Origin of the sequence: Rhodococcus opacus (genome assembly GCF_012396235.1) — a bacterium.
GTDB lineage: Bacteria > Actinomycetota > Actinomycetes > Mycobacteriales > Mycobacteriaceae > Rhodococcus_F > Rhodococcus_F opacus.
Window position 1 is genome coordinate 137,904 of the sequence record NZ_JAAXPA010000009.1, and the last position, 20,481, is coordinate 158,384.

Annotated in this window: 16 protein-coding genes and 1 pseudogene; 1 reads left to right on the plus strand and 16 read right to left on the minus strand. The window is 68.1% G+C overall.

Features of this window, described 5'->3' with window-relative positions:
• Window positions 1-91: 91 nt before the first annotated feature.
• Window positions 92-717, minus strand: a pseudogene (locus tag HGB39_RS14570) (response regulator).
• On the minus strand, window positions 714-1,916 hold the full coding sequence (locus HGB39_RS14575; protein WP_043794277.1) for a sensor histidine kinase: 1,203 nt from the start codon (window positions 1,914-1,916) through the stop codon (window positions 714-716). Before HGB39_RS14575 ends, HGB39_RS14570 begins: the two are co-directional and overlap by 4 nt.
• A 163-nt stretch (window positions 1,917-2,079) precedes the next feature.
• Here HGB39_RS14575 and HGB39_RS14580 point away from each other — a divergent pair, with 163 nt between their 5' ends.
• Window positions 2,080-2,664 carry a GlcG/HbpS family heme-binding protein gene (locus HGB39_RS14580; RefSeq protein WP_064080478.1) on the plus strand — a complete coding sequence of 195 codons (585 nt, stop codon included), beginning with the start codon at window positions 2,080-2,082 and terminating at the stop codon, window positions 2,662-2,664.
• Window positions 2,665-2,774: 110 nt separating this feature from the next.
• Here HGB39_RS14580 and HGB39_RS14585 read toward each other — a convergent pair whose 3' ends face one another.
• The 14 genes from HGB39_RS14585 to HGB39_RS14650 all read right to left on the minus strand — a co-directional run bounded on the left by HGB39_RS14585 (window position 2,775) and on the right by HGB39_RS14650 (window position 20,477).
• Window positions 2,775-4,412 carry an AMP-binding protein gene (locus HGB39_RS14585; protein WP_005253817.1) on the minus strand — a complete coding sequence of 546 codons (1,638 nt, stop codon included), beginning with the start codon at window positions 4,410-4,412 and terminating at the stop codon, window positions 2,775-2,777.
• Window positions 4,413-4,573: 161 nt separating this feature from the next.
• Window positions 4,574-5,914 carry an MFS transporter gene (locus tag HGB39_RS14590; RefSeq protein ID WP_005253816.1) on the minus strand — a complete coding sequence of 447 codons (1,341 nt, stop codon included), beginning with the start codon at window positions 5,912-5,914 and terminating at the stop codon, window positions 4,574-4,576.
• A 120-nt stretch (window positions 5,915-6,034) separates the two neighbouring features.
• Window positions 6,035-6,580: a hypothetical protein gene (locus tag HGB39_RS14595; RefSeq protein WP_005253815.1), complete on the minus strand. Its 546-nt coding sequence runs from the start codon at window positions 6,578-6,580 to the stop codon at window positions 6,035-6,037.
• Between the two features lie 78 nt (window positions 6,581-6,658).
• Window positions 6,659-7,426, minus strand: a complete 768-nt coding sequence (eutC, locus tag HGB39_RS14600) for an ethanolamine ammonia-lyase subunit EutC (protein ID WP_005253814.1) — start codon at window positions 7,424-7,426, stop codon at window positions 6,659-6,661.
• Window positions 7,423-8,835 carry an ethanolamine ammonia-lyase subunit EutB gene (locus HGB39_RS14605; protein ID WP_005253813.1) on the minus strand — a complete coding sequence of 471 codons (1,413 nt, stop codon included), beginning with the start codon at window positions 8,833-8,835 and terminating at the stop codon, window positions 7,423-7,425. The genes eutC and HGB39_RS14605 overlap by 4 nt, the downstream gene beginning before the upstream one ends.
• Complete coding sequence (eat, locus tag HGB39_RS14610; RefSeq protein WP_064080479.1) at window positions 8,832-10,286, minus strand: ethanolamine permease; 1,455 nt, start codon at window positions 10,284-10,286, stop codon at window positions 8,832-8,834. The genes HGB39_RS14605 and eat overlap by 4 nt, the downstream gene beginning before the upstream one ends.
• A gap of 154 nt (window positions 10,287-10,440) precedes the next feature.
• Window positions 10,441-10,983, minus strand: coding sequence for a DUF779 domain-containing protein (locus HGB39_RS14615; protein WP_005572049.1), 543 nt, complete (start codon window positions 10,981-10,983; stop codon window positions 10,441-10,443).
• Complete coding sequence (gene adh, locus HGB39_RS14620; RefSeq protein WP_005253809.1) at window positions 10,983-12,506, minus strand: aldehyde dehydrogenase; 1,524 nt, start codon at window positions 12,504-12,506, stop codon at window positions 10,983-10,985. The genes HGB39_RS14615 and adh overlap by 1 nt, the downstream gene beginning before the upstream one ends.
• A gap of 75 nt (window positions 12,507-12,581) precedes the next feature.
• Window positions 12,582-13,898, minus strand: coding sequence for a sigma-54-dependent transcriptional regulator family protein (locus HGB39_RS14625; protein WP_005239497.1), 1,317 nt, complete (start codon window positions 13,896-13,898; stop codon window positions 12,582-12,584).
• Between the two features lie 66 nt (window positions 13,899-13,964).
• Entirely contained in the window at window positions 13,965-15,437 is a 1,473-nt protein-coding gene (mftG, locus tag HGB39_RS14630) for a mycofactocin dehydrogenase MftG (RefSeq protein ID WP_005571395.1), read from the minus strand.
• Entirely contained in the window at window positions 15,437-16,837 is a 1,401-nt protein-coding gene (mftF, locus tag HGB39_RS14635) for a mycofactocin biosynthesis glycosyltransferase MftF (protein WP_005571398.1), read from the minus strand. The genes mftG and mftF overlap by 1 nt, the downstream gene beginning before the upstream one ends.
• Before the next feature lie 106 nt (window positions 16,838-16,943).
• On the minus strand, window positions 16,944-17,666 hold the full coding sequence (gene mftE, locus HGB39_RS14640; protein ID WP_005571400.1) for a mycofactocin biosynthesis peptidyl-dipeptidase MftE: 723 nt from the start codon (window positions 17,664-17,666) through the stop codon (window positions 16,944-16,946).
• 40 nt (window positions 17,667-17,706) lie between these two features.
• Window positions 17,707-19,668 (minus strand): mycofactocin system FadH/OYE family oxidoreductase 2, encoded by a 1,962-nt coding sequence (locus HGB39_RS14645; RefSeq protein ID WP_054245403.1) that lies wholly within the window; start codon window positions 19,666-19,668, stop codon window positions 17,707-17,709.
• A complete protein-coding gene (locus tag HGB39_RS14650; RefSeq protein WP_005571403.1) occupies window positions 19,665-20,477 on the minus strand; it encodes a mycofactocin-coupled SDR family oxidoreductase in 813 nt (270 codons plus the stop codon). Before HGB39_RS14650 ends, HGB39_RS14645 begins: the two co-directional genes overlap by 4 nt.
• Window positions 20,478-20,481: the final 4 nt, after the last annotated feature.

Consider the following 20,481-nt stretch of genomic DNA (forward strand, 5'->3'; position numbering starts at 1 on the left):
CGAACATAACCACCTGGACACCCGTTCGACAGGGCTTCGGCAAATCGTTGCCAAAAGGTTCATGCGGCGTACCGCTGTGAACCCCCTCGGTTCAGCGAATGCCCTGCCGTCGCAGGGCTACGGACACCGCTGCGGCCCGGGTGTCGACACCGAGCTTCGCGTAGATGTGGGCGAGATGGGTCTTGACCGTCGCCTCGCTGATGAAGAGGGCTTTGCCGAGCTCCTTGTTGGTCATGCCCTTGGCCAGCAGAGTCAGCAGTTCGGCCTCCCGCGGTGTGAGAGCCTCCTCGGGGCGCTGCATCTGCTGCAGTAGTCGCGAGGCGACGGGCGGCGACAGCACACTCTGGCCGGCGGCCGCGCCGCGCACGGCCGCGAAGATCTCCTGGGGCGTCGAATCCTTCAGGAGGTATCCGATGGCACCGGCATCGATGGCGCGCACCACGTCGGCATCCGTGTCGTACGTCGTGAACACCAGCACCGGCAGGTTCCGATCGACCTGCCGGATGCGGCGAATGGCCTCCACCCCGTCGATACCGGTGCCGAGGGCGAGATCCATCGTCACGAGCTGCGGCCGAATGTGCTCACGGCGTCGACCGCCTCCTCCCCCGTGCCCGCCTCGGCGATCACCTCGATGTCCGGCTGCGAGTCGAGTAGCGCTCGCAGTCCGGCGCGCACGACCACGTGGTCGTCGACCAGCAGCACGGTCACGGTCGTCATGCCGCGGTTCCTCGCGCGCACGGTATCTGAGCGGCCACCACGGTGCCCTCGCCCGGTGCGCTCTCGACGGTGAACGTGCCGCCCAGTTGCTCGACGCGACCGCGCATCGCGCGCAGGCCGTATCCGCCGCGCGCCGAAAGAGTTCCGGCGGGCGCGGGTTCGAAACCGGCGCCGTCGTCGAAGATGTCGAGCACGACGGCGTCCGGAAGATACGTCAACGTGACACCCACGGTCTCGGCGTGCGCGTGCCGGGCAATATTGGACACGGCGCTCTGGGTGATCCGCAGCAGCGCGTGCGTCACCTCCGCCGGAATCGCGATCGGAGTACCCACGATCCGGAGCTCCGCCCTCGGGTGGTGGGTACGCGCGGCAGCGAGCAGTGCCGCGTCGAGCGGCTGGGATTCAAGGTTGGGCGCCGCGAGATGGTGCACGAGACTGCGCGTTTCCGCCAGGTTCTCGCGCAAAGTTCCGGTCGCCACGCGGACGTCCTCGCGTGCCCGCGCCTCCGTCCGCGGATCTGCCTGTGCCCAGATCTGCTCGGCCGCCTCGAGCCGAAGCAGGCTGCTGGTCAGTCCCTGTGTCACGGTGTCGTGGATCTCGCGGGCCAGTCGTTCGCGTTCGGCGAGCATTCCCGCCTCCCGCTCGGTCTCCGCGAGCCGGGACCGGGTCTCCGCCACCTGGCGGAGCAGTCGCACCCGTTCCCGGCCGTCCCGCTCGATCTGGCTGTACGCCATGACGATCAGCGCTCCGGTACACAGCGGTCCGACCAGCACCGCCCACTCGCTGCGGCCGGAGAAGGTGAAGAACGCCAGCGACGTGAGCACGGCGAGAACCCCGACGACCGGGTACGCGATCCGGCTCGGGTACGCCCTCGTGCACAGGAAGAACATGGGAAACGCGCACCAGGCGAAACTCGGCGCGAGCCAGACGAGCACCGCCCACGTCGTCAGGACCGGCCACACCCACGGTTCCCATACGCCTTCCCGCCGTGCGACCACGGCGGTGACCGTGTACAACGCGGCGAGCGCGGCAATCAACGCGACCACTACGACGAACTGCCCGCTCACTCCGTGGTAGGTCAGATATCGCGCCGTCGACGTCGCGAGGAGGACGTAGAACGACACATGGATGGCGGTAGCGAGCGGGCCGCGCAGACCCGCGCCGTCCGACCTGTCCACTCCGTCCACAGGTGTCGTCACGTCGATTGATCCTACGGATCTGCCGTGGGTCGCGGATCAACCGTTCGGATGATCTGCCGGGGCCGGACGGATGAGTTCGGGAGCGCCGTCGGCCCGATGCGGTCACCGGCACCGCCGGGCCAGGCTGGTCAGGTCAGCTCGTCACTTCCCGAAAGGCCTTCCGATGCGCACCTTCCACCGCCTGCCCCGCATTCTGGCGATCACCGTCCCGCTCGCCGCGATCGTCGCCACCTCGGCGTGCGGCACGTCCGCGTCCGACGAGGCCAGTCCGGCGTCCACTCCGGTCGCGGCCGCCGCTGCGCCGGCCCCGATCGACGGTGTGGACGGCGTGGTGAGCCAGAACCGTCTCGGTATCGGCACTGCGCAGGCCGCCGCGCAGGCGGCGCTCGCGAAGTGCCAGGCCGACGGGCTCGGCTTCGTCACCGTGTCGGCGGTCGATCGCGCCGGCAACGTGCAGGCCATGTTGCGCGGGGACAACGCGGCTCAGCACACCGTGGAGGCGGCCCGCCAGAAGGCGTACACCGCTGCCGCGTTCGGCGCGAACACCAGTGATCTGAGCGAACGGGCCAAAGGCGACGGCGCGACGGTCGCCGACCTTCCCGGCACGTTGTTCCTCGCCGGCGGGGTGAGCGTGAAGTCGGCCGGCGGGTCGATCGCGGGTATCGGCGTCGGCGGCGCTCCCGACGGAATGCGGGATCAGGCGTGTGCGGCCGCCGGGCTCGACGCGATCGCCGGGGCGCTGGGGTGAAGAGCCGCCCCGTGTCGACGCCCGAACCGGAACGCGCGCTGTAGGGACTGAACGAGATTCTCGCGCTCACCCCCGTCGCGACGTTGCTGCGGACCAGGTGACGAGGCGGGTCAGGTGCGCCCGATCAGGTCGAGGGACTGCTCGCGCATCTCGACCTTGCGCACCTTGCCCGTCACGGTCATCGGGAACTCGTCGACGACGTGCACGTACTTCGGGATCTTGTAGTGGGCGAGCTTGCCGGTGCAGAATTCGCGTACCTTCGCCGCGTCCAGGGGTTCGGCACCGTCCTTCATCCGCACCCACACCATCAGTTCCTCGCCGTACTTCGCGTCCGGCACCCCGATGACCTGGGCATCGAGGATGTCCGGATGCGTGTACAGGAACTCCTCGATCTCGCGGGGATAGACGTTCTCGCCGCCGCGGATGACCATGTCCTTGATCCGCCCGGTGATCGCGACGTAGCCGTCGGAATCCATCACACCGATGTCGCCGGTGTGCATCCACCGTCCGGCGTCGATTGCTTCCGCGGTCTTCTCCGGGTTGTTCCAGTACCCGAGCATCACCGAGTAGCCCCGGGTACAGAGTTCACCCGGTGTGCCCCGCGGAACGGTCAATCCTGTTGCCGGATCGACGATCTTGACCTCGAGATGCGGACCGACGCGGCCGACCGTCGACACGCGCTGATCGATCGTGTCGTCCGACCGGGTCTGCAGCGACACCGGGGACGTCTCGGTCATGCCGTAACAGATGGAGACCTCGGCCATCCCCATCTGTTCGATGACCTGCTTCATCACCTCCACCGGGCAGGGTGATCCGGCCATGATTCCGGTCCGCAGGCTCGACAGGTCGAACGATGCGAAGTCCGGTTCGGCGAGTTCGGCGATGAACATCGTCGGCACCCCGTACAGCGACGTGCACTTCTCCGCTTCGACGGCCTGCAGCGTGGCTTTCGGGTCGAAGGAGGGCCCCGGAATGACCATGGTCGCGCCGTGACTCGTGCATGCCAGGTTGCCCATGACCATACCGAAGCAGTGGTAGAACGGCACCGGGATGCAGACGCGGTCGTTCTCCGTGTAGTGGCACAGCTCGCCGACGAAGTATCCGTTGTTCAGGATGTTGTGATGGCTGAGCGTCGCACCCTTGGGGAATCCGGTTGTCCCCGAGGTATATTGGATATTAATCGGGTCGTCCGAGGACAGGGCCGCCTGCGCGGCGGGCAGCAGGGACGGGTCGGCGGCGTGCGCAGCCATGCCGTCCGACGCCAGCTTGCTCCACTCGGCACTGCCGAGGAGCACCACCCTCTCGAGGTCGGGGCACTGCGGCCGGACCTCCTCGATCATGCCCGCGTAGTCGGAGGACTTGAACTCGGGCGCCGACACCAGCAGACGGATACCGGCCTGATCGAGCACGTACTTCAACTCGTGCGCCCGGTAAGCGGGGTTGATGTTGACGAGCACGGCGCCGATCTTGGCCGTCGCGAACTGGATCAGGGTCCACTCCGGGCAGTTCGGCGCCCAGATCCCCACCCGGTCGCCCTTCCCGATACCCCGCTTCAGCAACCCCACCGCCACGGCGTCGACGTCCCGCCTCAACTCCGCGTACGTCCACCGCCGCCCCGAGGGCCGGTCGACCAGGGCGTCACGATCGGCGTGGGCTGCCACCGTCCGGTCGAAGTTGTCTCCGATGGTGTCGCCGAGCATCGGGGCGTCCCACACGCCGTTGGTATAGCTGGGAAGCGGGGTTGTCATCACTCTTCCTCTCCAGGAGCCCGTTCGGGCACCTACGGGACGGGCGGACCCGGAGGCCCTTCCGCGGTCGAACTTACTCTTGGTTGATGTGATCCAGGGCATACTGCACGGCGAGGGGCGCCGATATCTGTGCGAAGTCCGGACACCCCTCGCCGGCTCTGTCAGAGCGCGTCGTCTTTCGTTTCCACCAGGGCCTTCGTGCACAGCAGGCTGACCACGCCGAGGACGGCGAGCATGACGCCGATCGCGGCGCTGCCGTACGCGGACGCCAGGGGTGCGGCGATCAGCGGCGGCACGGCGCCGCCGAGCACGCCGGCGAGGTTGTAGCCGAGGCCGGCGCCGGTGTAGCGGTAGCGCGTCTGGAACATTTCCGGAAGCAGAGCCCCGCAGGGGCCGTAGGCGATTCCGAAGATGGCGAGCGTGACCATCACGCCTATCGTGAACGCCACAGGTGAACCGGTGTCGAGCAGCGGGAACAGCGCGAGCGCCCACACGACGGCCAGTCCGCAGGAGATCATGATGACCCGCCGACGCCCGATCCGGTCCGAGTACAGAGCGGAGACGACGATCGTGAGTCCGAAGACTACGGCCGAGGCGATCCCGACCGTCAGCACGAACGGGCGGCTGAACCCGAGGGTCTTGGTGCCGTAGCTGGTGAGAAACGCTGTGCCCATGTAGAAGAACGCGAACAGCGTGGCGAGAGCGCCGGCCGAGAGGAGGATCTCCTTGGTCTGGTACCGCCAGGCGTCCATCAGCGGGAGGGTCCGCGGGGTCGCGTCGGCACGGTCGGCCTGCTGGGCCGCGCGGAACACCGGCGTCTCCTCGATCGCCAGCCGCATGTAGAGGCCGATGCCGACCAGGACGGCACTGAACAGGAAGGGAATCCGCCACCCGTATTCGAGGAAGACCTCGTTGGTGTCGCCGAGCAGGGTGCCGGTGACGAGGAACGTGGCGCTGGAGAGGATGAAGGCCACCGCGGGGCCGAGTTGCGGGAACATCGCGTAGAGGCCGCGCTTGCCCGGGGGTGCGTATTCCGCCGTCAGCAGCGTGGCGCCCGCCCACTCGCCGCCGACCGCGAATCCCTGACCGAAACGCAGCAGCACCAGCAGGATCGGGGCCGCGACCCCGATCGTCTCGGCACCGGGCAGCAGGCCGATCAGGAACGTCGAGACACCCATCAGGATGAGCGTGGAGATCAGAGTCTTCTTACGTCCGATCCGGTCACCGTAGTGGCCGAACAGCATGGCACCCACGGGCCTGGCGACGAACGCGACGGCGAAGGTCGCGAAGGAGGCGACGGTGCCGGCGGTGGAGCCGAGCGCGGGAAAGAACACCGTGGGGAACACCAGGGCTGCGGCGGTGCCGTAGATGAAGAAGTCGTAGAACTCGATGGTCGTGCCGATGCCGCTGGCGACGGCCACCTTGCGGACGCTGGTACCGCCCTGGCGCACCGGTGTGGGGGCGTGGGGGGCGCCCGCACCCGAGTTGGAGACTGTGGTCACTCGATTCCTCCGTGGTCCGTGGGGAACACCCTGGTGGGCGTATCCCGGATGAGAGGAAAAGTAGTGATCCGGCTCACTGTGTCACCACCCCCGGATAGGGGGGTGGTGACGCGTGTCACGTCACTCGGCGGTGCCGGACGCGCCGAGCAGCTCCTTGCGGAGTTCGGTCCACACGGTGGCGTACGAGTCGATCACGGGTTCCGAGATCCACTTCGACTCCCCCGCCGCGACTTTCGCGAGAGCGTCGGCGAACAGGTCCTGGTAGCGGGACAACCGGGGTACGAACGCCGACAGGTCGTCGAACACGACCGACGCCCGGCGGTCCAGGTCGGCCAGCTGATCGGCGTCGGCCGAATCGATCAGTCCGACGAACTCCTCGTGGAACGGCACGAAGCTCTCGTACACCTCCGCGATGGAGTCCTCGTCGATGGACACCCGCTCGGCGTCGAGCTGATCCTCGAGCTCCGAGTGTCCGGCCTCGGTGAGCCCGATCCGGCCGTCCGACACTTCCTGCGCCTTGCCCTGGGTCAGCAGCGCGTCGTAGGCGGCCTGCGCGGACGCGGCGCTCACACCGAGATGCTCGGCCAGAACGGCCGCGCTGACCTGCTCTTTCAACCGGACCGCCTGCAGCAGGGCCAACTCGTCCACATTGCCAGCGAAGGCCATAGATCTCTCCTCGTCACACCCCGTCCAGGGCGGTTCTCCGCAGGCCCGGTCGGACCTGCCGCCCTTTAGATAACACGACTACAGTTCGAGGATCTCCGAGGGGGCTGCGAGCGCATCCGCGCGGGAGGTGTCCTTCAACTCCACTCCGGACCGGCCCAGTTTCCTGGCGCCGGACACGAGACCCGCCACGACGCGGGCTGCGAGTTCGTAGCCGAGCCCCTCGGGCGGGTGGATGTTGGACACGCAGTTCCGGTCCGCGTCGGTGCGTCCGGGACGTGGGAGGTGCGTGAGGTAGACGCCGACGCTGTCGGCCACCGACAATCCGGGCCGCTCCCCGATCAGCAGGACGAGGGTCTGCACGCCCAGCGCCTGCGCGATGTGGTCTCCGAGCGCCACCCTGGCCTGGGTCGCGATCACCGGTGGCGCCAGCGAATACGTCCCGCCGAACTCGTCGACCAGAGCGGACAGCAGGGAGACCCCGTGATCGGTGAGCGCCCGGGGCGACAACCCGTCGGCGAGGACGAATCCCACCTCGGCCGTTCCCGCGGGTACCGCGGACAGGTCTGCCGGTGTGCGGCCCAGGTCGGGCCGACGCAGGTACTCGCTGCGGTCCGACGCCTGACTCGTGACGACCACGGGCCTGCCCAGGCCCACGGTCTCGACCTGTTCGGCCAGCGCCTCCGCGTCGAGCGGCTGGTGGACGGCGTCCCGTGCGGCGGCGTGCGCCGACCGGAACTCGAGGACGCGCTGCGTGGGCAGGGCGTCACCGGTGCGGCCGAGTCCGATACGCGCCTGCGTCGTGGCCCGCAGTTCCGCCCAGAAGTCGTGCACCACAGGATCGCTCATCGTGCCACCGTCAGCGCCCGCAGCGGCGACGCCGCGGCGTCGACCGGCAGGACCCGTCCCGCGTCGTCGACCATGCCGAGACGGCGCATCCAGTCCTCGAATTCCGGTGCCGGTCTGAGTCCGAGCACCTGACGTGCGTACAGCGCGTCGTGGAACGACAGACTCTGGTACCCGAGCATGACGTCGTCCGCGCCGGGTACCGCGATGACGAAGGCCGCGCCTGCCACCCCGAGCAGGGTGAGCAGCGTGTCCATGTCGTCCTGGTCGGCCTCGGCGTGATTGGTGTAGCAGACGTCGACACCCATCGGCAGGCCCAGGAGCTTTCCGCAGAAGTGATCCTCGAGCCCGGCCCGGATGATCTGCTTGCCGTCGTACAGGTACTCCGGACCGATGAACCCGACCACCGTGTTGATGAGCAGCGGTTCGAGATCACGGGCCACCGCGTACGCCCTGGTCTCGAGGGTCTGCTGGTCGACGGGCCTGCCACCCGTTCCGAGGTGGGCGCCCGCACTGAGCGCCGAACCCTGACCGGTTTCGAGATACATGACGTTGTCGCCGACGGTGCCGCGTTTCAGGGACCGGCCGGCCGCGTTGGCCTCACGGAGCAGCGAGATGTTCACGCCGAAACTGGAATTGGCGCCCTGAGTTCCGGCGATGGACTGGAACACGAGGTCGACGGGGACACCTTCCTCGATCAGGCCCATCGTGGTGGTCACGTGCGACAGCACGCACGACTGCGCCGGAATGTCGAAGCGCTGACGGATGTCGTCGAGCAAGTGGAGCAGTTCCGCCGTGGCGTGCGGCGAATCGGTGGCCGGGTTGATTCCGATGACGGCGTCACCGCAGCCGAGGAGCAGGCCGTCGAGCGTGGCGGCCGCGATTCCGCGCGGGTCGTCGGTGGGATGGTTCGGCTGCAGCCGGGTTCCCAGGTGTCCCGGTACGCCGAGCGTCGTCCGGAACCCCGCGGTGACGGTGACGGCCCGCGCGACCGCGATGAGGTCCTGGTTGCGCATGATCTTGCTGACCGCCGCGACCATCTCCGGGGTGAGCCCCGGGGCGACGCGGCGGAACGTCTCGGCCGCACCGTCCCGCGCCGCGACGTCCAGCAGCCAGTCGCGCAGGCCGCCGACGGTGAGATGGGAGATCTCGCCGAACGCGACCCGGTCGTGCGAGTCGATGATGAGCCTCGTGACCTCGTCGTCCTCGTAGGGAACGACGAGTTCGTTCAGAAACGTGCCGAGCGGGACGTCGGCCAGCGCCCACTGCGCGGCGGCGCGTTCGGCGTCGGAGGACGCCGCGCACCCGGCCAGTTCGTCTCCGCTGCGCAGCGGTGTCGCCTTGGCCATCAGGTCGACGAGACCGTCGAACGTGTACCCGGTTCCCGCGACTCCGTGACTGTAGGTGGTCATTCGAGTTCTTCCTCTGCCTTCGCAAGAACAGCAAACTCCTCGTCGGGCGAATTGGCAACGAGGTGATGGCGGCTGTACAGGCCGAAGTACGCCATGAAGGCCGCGAACGCGATCAGCGTCCAGAGTGCGGCGACCGGATCGACGAGGAAGGTGGCGATCACCGCGGCGGCCGCGATGACGAGCGCGAACGACGTGGTGACGATGCCGCCCGGGGTGCGGTACGGGCGCTTCATCTCCGGTTCACGCCTGCGGAGGACGATGTGGCTGACCATCATCAGCACGTAGCTGACGGCCGCGCCGAACACCGCCATGTTCAGCAGCATCGCGCCCTCACCGGTGAGCGACAGCACGAACCCGATGACACCCGGCACGATGAGGGCGAGCGTGGGCGCCTTCCGCGAATTGGTGATCGACAGACTCGTCGGGAGGTAGCCGGCGCGGGACAGCGCGAACGTCTGCCGCGAGTAGGCGTACATGATCGAGAAGAAACTGGCGACGAGGCCGGCCAGTCCGATGTAGTTGACGACCTTCGCCGCGGTTCCGTCACCGAGCGCTTCGACGAGCGGATTGCCGGACGTCGACAGGCTCTCGGCACCCAGCGCTCCGGTGGCAAGGAACAGGACAGTTGCCCCCGTGACGATGAGGATGAGCATGCTGATGATGATTCCGCGTGGCACGTTCCTCTCCGGCTCGCGGGCTTCCTCCGCGGCCAGCGGCACGCCTTCGACGGCGAGGAAGAACCAGATGGCGAACGGGACGGCCGCCCAGATTCCGAATGCGCCGAAGGGCAGGAAACTCGACGCGCCCACCGCATCGGTCGCGGCGATGTCGGTGAGGTTGCCCGCGTCGAACAGACCGATCGCGGAGACCGCGAAGATCACGAGACCGACCAGTGCGATCGCCGTGATGACGAACATGGCCTTGAGTGCCTCGCCGGCGCCGGTCAGATGGATTCCGATGAAGATGGCGTAGACCGCCAGGTACACCCACCACCCGTCGGTGATACCGAACAGGTTCAGTGACTCGACGTAGCTGCCGATGAAGGTCGCGATGGCGGCGGGCGCGATCGCGTATTCGATGAGAATGGCCGTGCCGGTGGCGAATCCGCCCCACGGCCCGAGTGCGCGCCGCGCGAACGTGTAACCGCCGCCTGCGGCGGGCAGGGCGGACGACATCTCGGCCATACCCAGCACCATGGCCAGGTACATGCCCGCGATGACGACACCGGCGATCAGCAGGCCGCCGAATCCGCCCTCGGCCAGTCCGTTGTTCCATCCGGCGTAGTCGCCGGAGATCACGTAGCTGACACCGAGGCCGGCGAGCAGCACCCAGCCCGCCGAACCCTTGCGGAGCGTGCGTTTTTCCAGATAGCTGCTGTCTTCCGAGTGGAAATCGGCAGCATCGTGATGTTGACCGGTTCCGGAATTCTTGGATGGTTCTACGAGTGACATTCCGTCCCCTACGTCGATCCGAATGGTGCCTCGCCCGCACCGCTCGGGGAGCGGAATCGAACGGCCGAGGCCAATGGTGAACGAGTTGTGTACACGTCGTGTCAGCAGAACGTGACCGCGACGTAAAAACCTGGGTCGTAGCGCGCTTCGGGTGCTACGGGACCGGGCGGCGGGCGGGCACGGGACATGCGTCGACGGCTTCGGCGACCACTTGCGGTTCGGGGGACGGCGCGGGCCTCCAGCCCTGCTCCCACTGCTGGCCCACGATGACCTCCTCCGCGGCGAGGCTGGCGTTCTCCTCCGGGGTAAAGGCACGTGCACGACTGAGAAAGCGCATGCCTTCGGGACTTTCCAGGCTGAATCCCGATCCGCGACCGGGCACCACGTCGAGCACCAGCTGAGTGTGCTTCCACGCCTCGAACTGCGAACCGGAGATCCACACGGGCACGGCATCGGCACCCTCGGCCCGGGTGGACGGGGTCTCCCCGACACCGAGACGCAGGTCGAGGACGCCGAGCAGCACGTCGCGGTCGCCGACGATGAATTCACCGTCGGGGTAACACATCGGCGCGGAGCCGTCGCAGCACCCGCCGGACTGATGCATCATCAGCGCCCCGTGGGTACCGCCGAGGCGGCGGAGAAGCTCCACCGCCCCGGCGGTTGCCTTCAGGCGCTGAGGCGCCCGGGCTGCGTCCATCAGAAGAAGCCCTGAGCCTTCTGGGCGTAGCTGACCAGCAGGTTCTTCGTCTGCTGGTAGTGCTCGAGCATCATCAGGTGGTTCTCGCGGCCGATGCCGGACTGCTTGTAGCCACCGAACGCGGCGTGCGCGGGGTACTGGTGGTACGTGTTGGTCCACACGCGGCCGGCCTGGATGTCACGTCCGGCCCGGTAGGCGACGCCACCGTCCCGCGACCACACGCCGGCGCCGAGGCCGTACAGCGTGTCATTGGCGATCTCGATCGCCTGGTCGTAGTCCTTGAACGACGTGACGGAGACGACGGGACCGAAGATCTCCTCCTGGAAGATCCGCATCTTGTTCTGACCGGTGAAGATCGTCGGCTGCACGTAGTAGCCGCCGGACAGATCGCCGCCGAGTTCGGCGCGCTCACCGCCGGTGACGACCTTGGCGCCTTCGCCCTTGCCGATCTCGATGTACGACAGGATCTTCTCGAGCTGATCGTTCGAGGCCTGCGCGCCGATCATCGTGTCGGTGTCGAGCGGGTCGCCCTGGCGGACGGCCTTGGTGCGGATGGCCGCCATCGCGAGGAACTCGTCGAAGATGTCCTCCTGGATCAGCGAACGCGACGGGCAGGTGCACACCTCGCCCTGGTTGAGGGCGAACATGGTGAAGCCCTCGAGCGCCTTGTCCTGGTAGTCGTCGTTGGAGGACAGAACGTCGGAGAAGAAGATGTTGGGGCTCTTGCCACCGAGTTCGAGGGTGACCGGGATCAGGTTCTGCGACGCGTACTGCATGATGAGCCGACCCGTGGTGGTCTCACCGGTGAACGCGATCTTCCGGATCCGCGGGCTCGAGGCGAGCGGCTTGCCCGCCTCCACACCGAAGCCGTTGACGATGTTCAGCACACCGGCGGGCAGCAGGTCGCCGATGACGGAGATCAGGTGCAGGATCGACGCCGGGGTCTGCTCGGCCGGCTTGAGAACGACCGCGTTGCCCGCGGCGAGTGCGGGAGCGAGCTTCCACACGGCCATGAGAATCGGGAAGTTCCAGGGGATGATCTGGCCGACGACGCCGAGCGGCTCGTGGAAGTGGTAGGCGACGGTGTCGGAGTCGATCTCCGACAGTGCGCCTTCCTGCGCCCGGATCGCGCCGGCGAAGTAGCGGAAGTGGTCGATGGCCAACGGAATGTCGGCGTTCAGGGTCTCGCGGATCGGCTTGCCGTTGTCCCAGGACTCGGCGAGCGCGATGGACTCGAGGTTCTCCTCGATGCGGTCCGCGATCTTGTTCAGGATGATGGCGCGCTCGGCCACCGACGTCTTACCCCAGGCCGGAGCCGCAGCGTGTGCGGCGTCGAGCGCAAGTTCGATGTCCTCGGACGTCGAACGCGCGACCTCACAGAACGGCTGCCCGGTGACGGGTGTCGGATTCTCGAAGTACTGGCCCTTGACGGGCGCAACCCACTGGCCGCCGATCCAGTTGTCGTAACGCGATTGGAAGGACATGACGGCGTCCGGCGAACCCGGGCGGGCATACACGGTCATCGATAACTCCCTGGTGTCGTGAAACTCGGGTGGAACTGGGTGTGACTCACAACACTAGGGACCGTACCGTTGCAACTACGTTGCGTACTGCTGATCGAACAGATCGATCCTGGACTTGACCTGGGAATACAGGGGCGAACGCGGGTCGAGGCCTGCCAGATACGCCTCCCATGCGGCGACGTCCTCGCGGCCGTGGACGGACGTGGTCCATTTGGCGAGCAACCGTTGATCACCCTCGCGCAGCAGCGCCGCCTGGACGCGTGCCCGCAACTCGTCGCGAAGATCCTCGACCCCGGGCGCCTCCGACCCGGGAAGGACCGGTCCCGAGTAGACGTCGAGGGCGGCGGCGAGCTCGCCGCGATCCAGGGCTCCGCGGACCTGCCGGACGTCCGACGTCAATTCGGCGAGCAGCCGATAGGGCCGCGAACCGAGGTTTGCGGGACCGAAAACCTTACGCAGGCGCGACATCTCGGCACGGATCGTGACGGCGTCGAGTTCGTTCTCGTCGAGCAGCACCGCGAGGCGGTCGGAACTCAGGCCTTCGGGGTGCTCCGCCAGGAGCAGGAGAATCTCCGCGTGCCGCTGCGACAGCGGGATGCGTTCGGGCCCACGAACCAGAGTCGGCCGTCCCGATCCCAGCACCTCCAACCGCAGTACCGTCTCGACGAGCGGGTGCGGTGAACGCAGCTGGTGCAGTCGCAACTCCGCCTCGGCGGCCGCGACGGTCGCCCTGATCAGCGAGAGCACCTCGGGCACCGCCACCCGCGGACCACCGGTGATGTCGATCGCCCCGACGATCAGCCCGGTCGCGGGGTCGTGGACGGGCGCCGCCGAACAACTCCAGTCGTGCACCGAGCGGCTGAAATGCTCGGCACCGAAGATCTGCACACAATGGTCGAGCGCCAGCGCGGTACCCGGGGCGTTGGTGCCGACGGTGTCCTCACTCCAGTCGGCGCCCTCGACGAAGTTCATCTCCAGTGCGCGGTCCTTGGCGGACGAATCGCCCTCGACCCACAGCAGCTGGCCCTTCTCGTCCGTGATGGCCACGAGCAGCCCCGTGTCGGCGGCGTCCTCGACGAGAAGCTTGCGGACCACCGGGCGGATGATCGACATCGGGTGCGACGCCCGGTACGTGGCGAGATCCGCGGCCGCCAGATCGACCGCGCGGGCCGACCCGTCCGGGTTCACTCCCTTGCTGGTGCTGCGCATCCACGAGTCGAGGATGACGGAACGGACGGAATTTCCCTCACCGTCCGGGGCACGACCGGAGGGTGCGTGACGCTCGACGAACAACTGATGCGCCGACGACACCCTGCGTGCCAGCATCGCGACGTCGTCTCCCGGGCGCACGGCGACCCACGGATTGCCCCCTGTGGGCGGTTGACTTTGCATCGAACTCCTCCACGGCGTCTCTGCCTACTGTAACCCACATCACACGGGCCCGTGTCGCCCCCTCGGTCACTCCCCCAGGAAGGTACTGACGCGCTCGGCGACCATCACCGCCGTGGCGTGCGGCCCACGGCTCGGGACCACCGGGAACACCGAGGTGTCGGCGATGGTCAGCCCTTCAATTCCGCGGACGTTGCACCACTCGTCCACCACCGCCCCCTCGTCGTCGCGTCCGCCCATCCGGCAACTGCCGCACAGGTGCAGCGACGTCCCCAGATGCGCGAGCACCGAGCGGTCGGACACCTCCTCCGACAGCGGCACGACGAACGGACCGAGCTCCGGCGAACACAGCAGTTCCAGTGCGATGGCCTGCCCCTCGCGCAGCGCCCGGCGGTCGGCGGCCGATTGCGCGTAGCGGTATTCGATTCGGGGACGGTCCCGGCGGTGCCGCGACGTGAGCCGGATGTCGCCCCGGCTGTCCGTCACCATGAGCCCGATCCCGAGGACCGGGTCGGGCTGCCCGGATCCGGGGACGAGCACGTCGAACGGCGCCGTGTACGGACGGATCTCGAGGTCGCCGACATTCAGCACCGTTTCGACGACCGGACTGGTGTCGCTGCGACGGAGCGTGTCCCGGATACGGTACGGCAGAGCCACTTCGGGGTGGTCGCTGAAGTCGCTGCCGACCCCGGGCGCGTCGAGTATGACAGGAATGTCGTTGTCTTTCAGGTGTTCTTCCGGACCAATTCCCGAAAGCATCAGCAGCACCGGGGTTTCGACGGGACCTGCCGCCAGCACGACCCGACCGGTGCGGACCGTGCGCCGCACGCCGTCCGACTCCACCTCCACTCCGATGGTCTCGTTACCGGAGAACAGGATTCGGATGACGTCGGAATTCGCTTCGACCGTCAGATTGGGCCGCTCCCACGCCGGCAGCAGGTACGCCACCGCCGTGCTGACACGGCGGCCGCCGTCGACATTCAGGGGCACCGGACCGATCCCGCCGACGCCTGCACCGTTCTTGTCCGGTTCCTCGGGATGTCCCGCGCCGAGGGCCGCGGCGCGGAATGCCGCACTGATCTCGCTCAGCCGTTCGGCGGGCTGCCTGCGAACGGGCATCGGCCCGGTCGTGCCGTGCCGGGAATCGTCGAAGTCGGCGTCACGCTCGAGCGCCCGGAAGACGGGCAGCACGTTCTCGTACGACCACGACGCGGGCCAGTGCCGGAAATCCGCTTCCGTCCCACGGACGAAGTAGGCGCCGTTGACGGCGCCCGAACCGCCGAGGACGTGCCCACGCACCATGGCCGAGGGAACGCTCGGTGCCAACTCCACGCCGTACGTCTCCGCGAACGCGCTGCCCGGACCGACCGGCAGTGTCCGGTAGTCGAGCACGGGACAGTCGGCCACCGACCGGTAGCCGGGTCCGGACTCGAGGAGCAGGACCGATCGTCCGGGATGCTCGCTGAGCCGAGCGGCCACCACACATCCGCTCGAACCGCCGCCGACGACTACGACGTCGGCGGCGCGAATCGGATCGGCCACTACGACTTCAACCGGGGCTTCAATGCGTCGAGGTCGCGGGCGGTGATGGCGCCCTTCCAGAGCCCGGCGCCGTACGCGACGTCGTCGATCCGCTTGAACACCGTGTGCCGCACGGGTCCCAGCCCTCCGGGCTCCCGGTGAGTCACCCAGTCGGCGACGCCCTCGGCGACGGCGATCGCGAGCGCGATGCGGCGAATCCGTTTCGAGAGCAGCACCGCCAGCAGGGTGATGGGCCAGTAGTGACGACACATTGCGGACGCCAGCTGCCAGGCACCGCCGGCGAAGCCCTGCGCCGCGAGGATCGCGGCGATGCGGGTCGGCTGGTCGAGGCCCGTGAACATGCGGCGCAGGCGCAGCACCATCATCGCGACTGTGGCGACGGCGCCGAGCAGGCCCAGCCGGGTGCACGTGGCGGCGGCGAGGCACGCGAAGAACGTCCACGGCGACATCGACAGCGGGGGAACCATGCCCGAGTGCCTCGCCGCCAGCGGCGCCGCACCGGTGCCGTAGAACAGCTTGCGGTCGAACCACTTTCCGAACGTCACACGGTGATCGTGCGCAACGTGGGCCACGGGCTCGTATCGCAGTCGCCAGCCGGACTCCTGGAGTCGCCAGCACAGGTCGACATCCTCCGCCACGTGCATGGACTCGTCGAAGCCGCCGAACTCGTCGAGCACCTCGCGACGGGCGATCATCGCAGCGCTCGGGACGTATGACACCGGGCCGCCGGACTGGACCGCGGACTCCTTGCGTCCGAGGTCGAGGGAGGAGCGGGCGTGCTCGTACCGCGCGAGTGTGCTCGCCTCGGGTTCGAGCGCCACGATCCTCGGAGCGACGAGTGCGACGGCGGGATCGCTGAAGTGGCCGAGCATGACCTCGATCCAGCCGGTGCGCGGCAGGACGTCGGAATCGAGAAACGCCACGAACGGAGTTGCGGCGTAACGCAGACCGGTGTTCCGGGCAGCGGCCGGCCCCTTGGCAGTCTCGTGGCGCAGGACGGTGACGTGGCCACCACACCCGTTCTGCAGCGCGGGGGCGACGATCGGGACGTCGGAGCCGTCGTCGACGACGACAACCTCGAGTCCGCGGAGCGAGGCCAGCACCCGATGCAGCCCGGACGCGTTGTTCTTCACCGGAATGACAACGGTGACATCCCGGGGGGACGGAGTACTCATGGGGCGCGGGTTGGCGACCCCCGAATCGAGGAGGCGGCGTGCGACGACCGCGGACTGCGGATCGACGACCTCGAGGTAGCCGTCTCCGATCATGGCCGCCGCGGTGGGCGCCAGCTTCAGCATCCGAGTCGGCGAACCGCCGATCAACACTCGACCTCCGGAATATGCGCGTACCTTGGGGTCGATTCGGATCCCGAATCCATCGGGAAGTCGAGCTTGGCGCATCAGTCGATCGTATGCGGATCGGAGAGCGCTGGCAGGGCATGCTGGAAATTAGTCGCGTGGGCATGCCGGAAATCCGCCCTCGGCAACTCGAGGACGCCCGTGCGGGTCATCGGAGCCTCCCATCGGCGCCCGGTTCCCACCGGAGCCTTCCATCGGGGCCCGGTTCCCACCGGGCCAGTGCCTTGGTGACTGTGTGGACGAGTACGCCGAAGATCTGCGCCCCCTCCGCGGCCGTTGCGCCCGTCGGGTCACCGAGCACGCCGTTGGCCGACACGGCGACCATACCGCCTTCGCGCAGTCTTGGCATCAACCTCGCAACAGGTTCCGTATTACCGACTTCAGCCCTGGACAACCTCACCCGACCAGGTGAAAGGTGTAGCAACAAGGACGTTTCCGTACGCCCGGCATGGGCGTCCGCCCCGGGAACCGCACACGGCACCCAGGCCACATCGCGAGCCTCGTACCGAAGCAAGGCGACAGCCTTGACCAATGCGGGCCCGTTTCCGCCGTGCCCGTTGACGAACAGCACACGGTCGGCCCACCGGCACGCGGACCTGCCGTACTCGACCAACACGGCCTCCAGCGCCTCAGCCCCGAGCGACACGGTCCCGGGAAACCCCTCGTGCTCGCCACTGGCGCCGTAGGCGATCGGGGGTGCCACCAGCACGTGCGGCAGCGCGCGGGACACGGCGTCGGCGATGGCGGTATCGGTGTCGAGCGGCAGATGCGGTCCGTGCTGCTCGAGCGAGCCGACCGGGACGACGACCGTCGACACACGGGATGCGAGTTCGGGCCACACCGCGTCGTCGAGGTGTCCGGAATGGGGCATCCCCCGATGCTAGGCGACGCGGAACCGGCTGCTGCTCGCACTAGAGCGCGAGCGCCACCCGCTCCCCCTCGATGACGGCGGAATGCGCGCGGCGCGGAGCCAGGGCGTCGCCGATGCGATGAACCTCGATACCGCTGTCGGCCAGCTCTTTCCAGAGCCCGTCCTCCGGCTGCTGATGCGCCGAGGAGACCACCCAGTCGACGGTGAGTTGCCGCGGCTCACCGGTCGGGTGATGCAGGAGCGTGACCTCGAGCCGCCCGCCGTCGACGACGTCGCACCCGGTCGGCACCACGTCCGTCACCTGCGTGATGCCCTTGCCGTGCGCCCGCCGGTTCCATCCCTCGAGGTCCAGCGTGATGCCCAGGTCCTGGCCGACGATCATCCCCGGAGTGCAGATCGTGACGGCACACCCGTCGTCGGCGACGAACTCCGCGACGGACGTGCCCTGATGAAATCCCAGTTCGTCGACCACCAGCACCGTCCCGGACGGACACGCGCGACCCTCCAGCACGTCCCGCACGTCCACCACCCGCCCCGACGCACCCGCCCAGTGCGGACGGCGCGGACGTGCCCCGGTCGCGAGCACCACCACGTCGGGACGTCCCCGCACCAGGGTCTCGGCGGTCGCGTCGGTGCCCGTCCGCACGTCCACACCGCGCCGAACGCATTCCGATTCCAGATCGACGACGAGGTCGAGGAACTCGCGGCGACCCGGGACGACGGCGGCCGTCCGGACCTGGCCGCCGAGAACAGTCGCGCGTTCGAACAGCGTCACGTCGTGGCCCCGCTGCGCCGCGGTCGCCGCGGCCTTCAACCCGGCCGGTCCACCGCCGACCACGAAGACCCGCCTGCCGCGAACGGTCGGTTCGGGCAGCGGGACCGCTTCCCTGCCCGCGCGCGGGTTGACAACGCATCCGAGCCACCGGCCCAGCCCCATGCGTCCGATGCATTCCTGATTGCACGCCAGGCACGTTCGGATGTTTCCCTCTTCGCCGGCCAGGGCTTTCGCCGCGAAGTCCGGGTCCGCGATCTGGCCGCGCACCACCCCGATCAGGTCGCAGTGTCCCTCGTGCAGAGCCTGGTCGGCCTGGTGCGGATCCGAGAATCGGCCGACACCGACCACGGGAAGACCGACCCGTCGCCGGATGGCGTTCGGGACGAACAGCGCGTACCCGCGAGGGACGGCCATGGACGCCTCGATCATGTGGAGCGTCTCGGTGGCCATGCCGATGGACGTGTTGATGTAGTCGACCCGGCCGTCCGCCTCCACCAGAGCGGCCACCTCCACCGCCTCGTCGAGGCGGACTCCACCGTCGAACAGATCCTCCCCCGCGAGTCTCACCCCGAGTGCGCGGTCCGGACCGATCGCGGCACGCACGGCCTCGACGACCTCGAGGAGGAACCGGGCACGGTTCTCCAGCGACCCTCCGTACCGGTCCGTGCGCTGGTTCGTGGCGGGGGCCAGGAAACTGCGCACCAGCGACGAGTGGGAGCACTGCAGTTCGATCCCGTCGAATCCGCCTCGGACACAGTGCTCGGCCACGCGCGCGTACCCGTCGACGAGGGTCCGGATCTCCCGCCGATCGACCGCCTTGGGAACTTCACGGAACAGTGGGTCGGGGACGGCGCTCGGCGCCCACAGCGGCCGCCGCGAGTACATGCTCGATCCCTGGCCGCCGTTGTGGTTGACCTGAGCCAGGATCGGGACACCGTGCTCGTGGACCGCGTCGGTGATCCGCCGGTACCCCGGGACGACCTCCGGCCGGTAGCCGGCAATCACCTTCTCGTACGGCCAGTCCCCCGGATGGGTGGCGTGCTCCTCGGAGATAATCAGGCCCGCACCGCCCTTCGCGCGCGCCGCATAGTAGGCGGCGTGCTGCGCGGTGGGCAGGCCGTCGACGGCGTACCCCGTGAGGTGCGCGGAGAAGACCACCCGATTGCGCAGGGTCAGCGGCCCCAGGCGCAATCGGGTGAACAGGTGGCGGTACGCGGAGGTGCTCACACCTTGGTGTTGCCCATGTCGACGGCGACCTGACTGCCCGTGACCCTCCGCGAACCGTCGCCGGCAAGCCACAGCACCGCGTCGGTGATGTCGTCGGTGTCGGCCAGCGGGTGGTCGGTGAGGATGGTGCCGAAGCTCGACAGATAGTGCGGGTGCTTCTCGAGTATCACGAGGCTGCCCGGATCGGTGCCCATCGGAGTCTTCACCCCGTACGGATGAATGGAGTTGACCCGGATGCCGTATTCGCCCAGTTCCTTCGCCGCGGTCTGGGTGAGTCCGACGAGCCCGAACTTGGAGGCGGCGTAATTCGCCTGCCCCGGAAGCGGCTTGATACCCGCGACGGAGCTGATCACGATGATCGAACCCCCGCGACCTCCCTCGATCAGCGCCGGGACCGCAGCCTTCAGCGTCTTCCACGCGCCGGTGAGGTTCACGTCGATCAGCGTCTCCCACTGCTCGTCGGGCATCTCCCAGAAGCGGCTCCAATTGCAGATCCCGGCGTTCGCGATCACGATGTCCAGCCGGCCGAACTGTTCGACTCCCCGGTCGACGACAGCCTTCAGTTGCGCACTGTCCCGCACGTCCGCCTGCTCGGCGAGAATCTTGCCGCCCTCGGATTCCACGAGCCGCACCGTCTCGGCCAGGGCGTCCGGCGTCGCAGGCTCGTAGCTGTTGTACTCCGACACCGGCCCGCAGATGTCCACGGCGATGATCGCCGCACCTTCCCGCGCCAACCGCACCGCGTGCGTCCGCCCCTGCCCACGGGCAGCCCCGGTGATGAACGCGACCTTGTCGTCGAACTGTCCCATGAAA

Excerpts from the sequence above, each read along its gene's own strand:
- HGB39_RS14615 (WP_005572049.1), bottom strand. The coding sequence starts at position 10,983 with ATGGACGCAGCCCGGGCGCCTCAGCGCCTGAAGGCAACCGCCGGGGCG.
- adh (WP_005253809.1), bottom strand. The coding sequence starts at position 12,506 with ATGACCGTGTATGCCCGCCCGGGTTCGCCGGACGCCGTCATGTCCTTC.
- HGB39_RS14650 (WP_005571403.1), bottom strand. The coding sequence starts at position 20,477 with ATGGGACAGTTCGACGACAAGGTCGCGTTCATCACCGGGGCTGCCCGT.
- mftF (WP_005571398.1), bottom strand. The coding sequence starts at position 16,837 with ATGCGCCAAGCTCGACTTCCCGATGGATTCGGGATCCGAATCGACCCC.
- HGB39_RS14625 (WP_005239497.1), bottom strand. The coding sequence starts at position 13,898 with ATGCAAAGTCAACCGCCCACAGGGGGCAATCCGTGGGTCGCCGTGCGC.
- eutC (WP_005253814.1), bottom strand. The coding sequence starts at position 7,426 with ATGAGCGATCCTGTGGTGCACGACTTCTGGGCGGAACTGCGGGCCACG.
- HGB39_RS14605 (WP_005253813.1), bottom strand. The coding sequence starts at position 8,835 with ATGACCACCTACAGTCACGGAGTCGCGGGAACCGGGTACACGTTCGAC.
- HGB39_RS14585 (WP_005253817.1), bottom strand. The coding sequence starts at position 4,412 with ATGACAACCCCGCTTCCCAGCTATACCAACGGCGTGTGGGACGCCCCG.
- mftE (WP_005571400.1), bottom strand. The coding sequence starts at position 17,666 with ATGCCCCATTCCGGACACCTCGACGACGCGGTGTGGCCCGAACTCGCA.
- HGB39_RS14595 (WP_005253815.1), bottom strand. The coding sequence starts at position 6,580 with ATGGCCTTCGCTGGCAATGTGGACGAGTTGGCCCTGCTGCAGGCGGTC.
- eat (WP_064080479.1), bottom strand. The coding sequence starts at position 10,286 with ATGTCACTCGTAGAACCATCCAAGAATTCCGGAACCGGTCAACATCAC.
- HGB39_RS14580 (WP_064080478.1), top strand. The coding sequence starts at position 2,080 with ATGCGCACCTTCCACCGCCTGCCCCGCATTCTGGCGATCACCGTCCCG.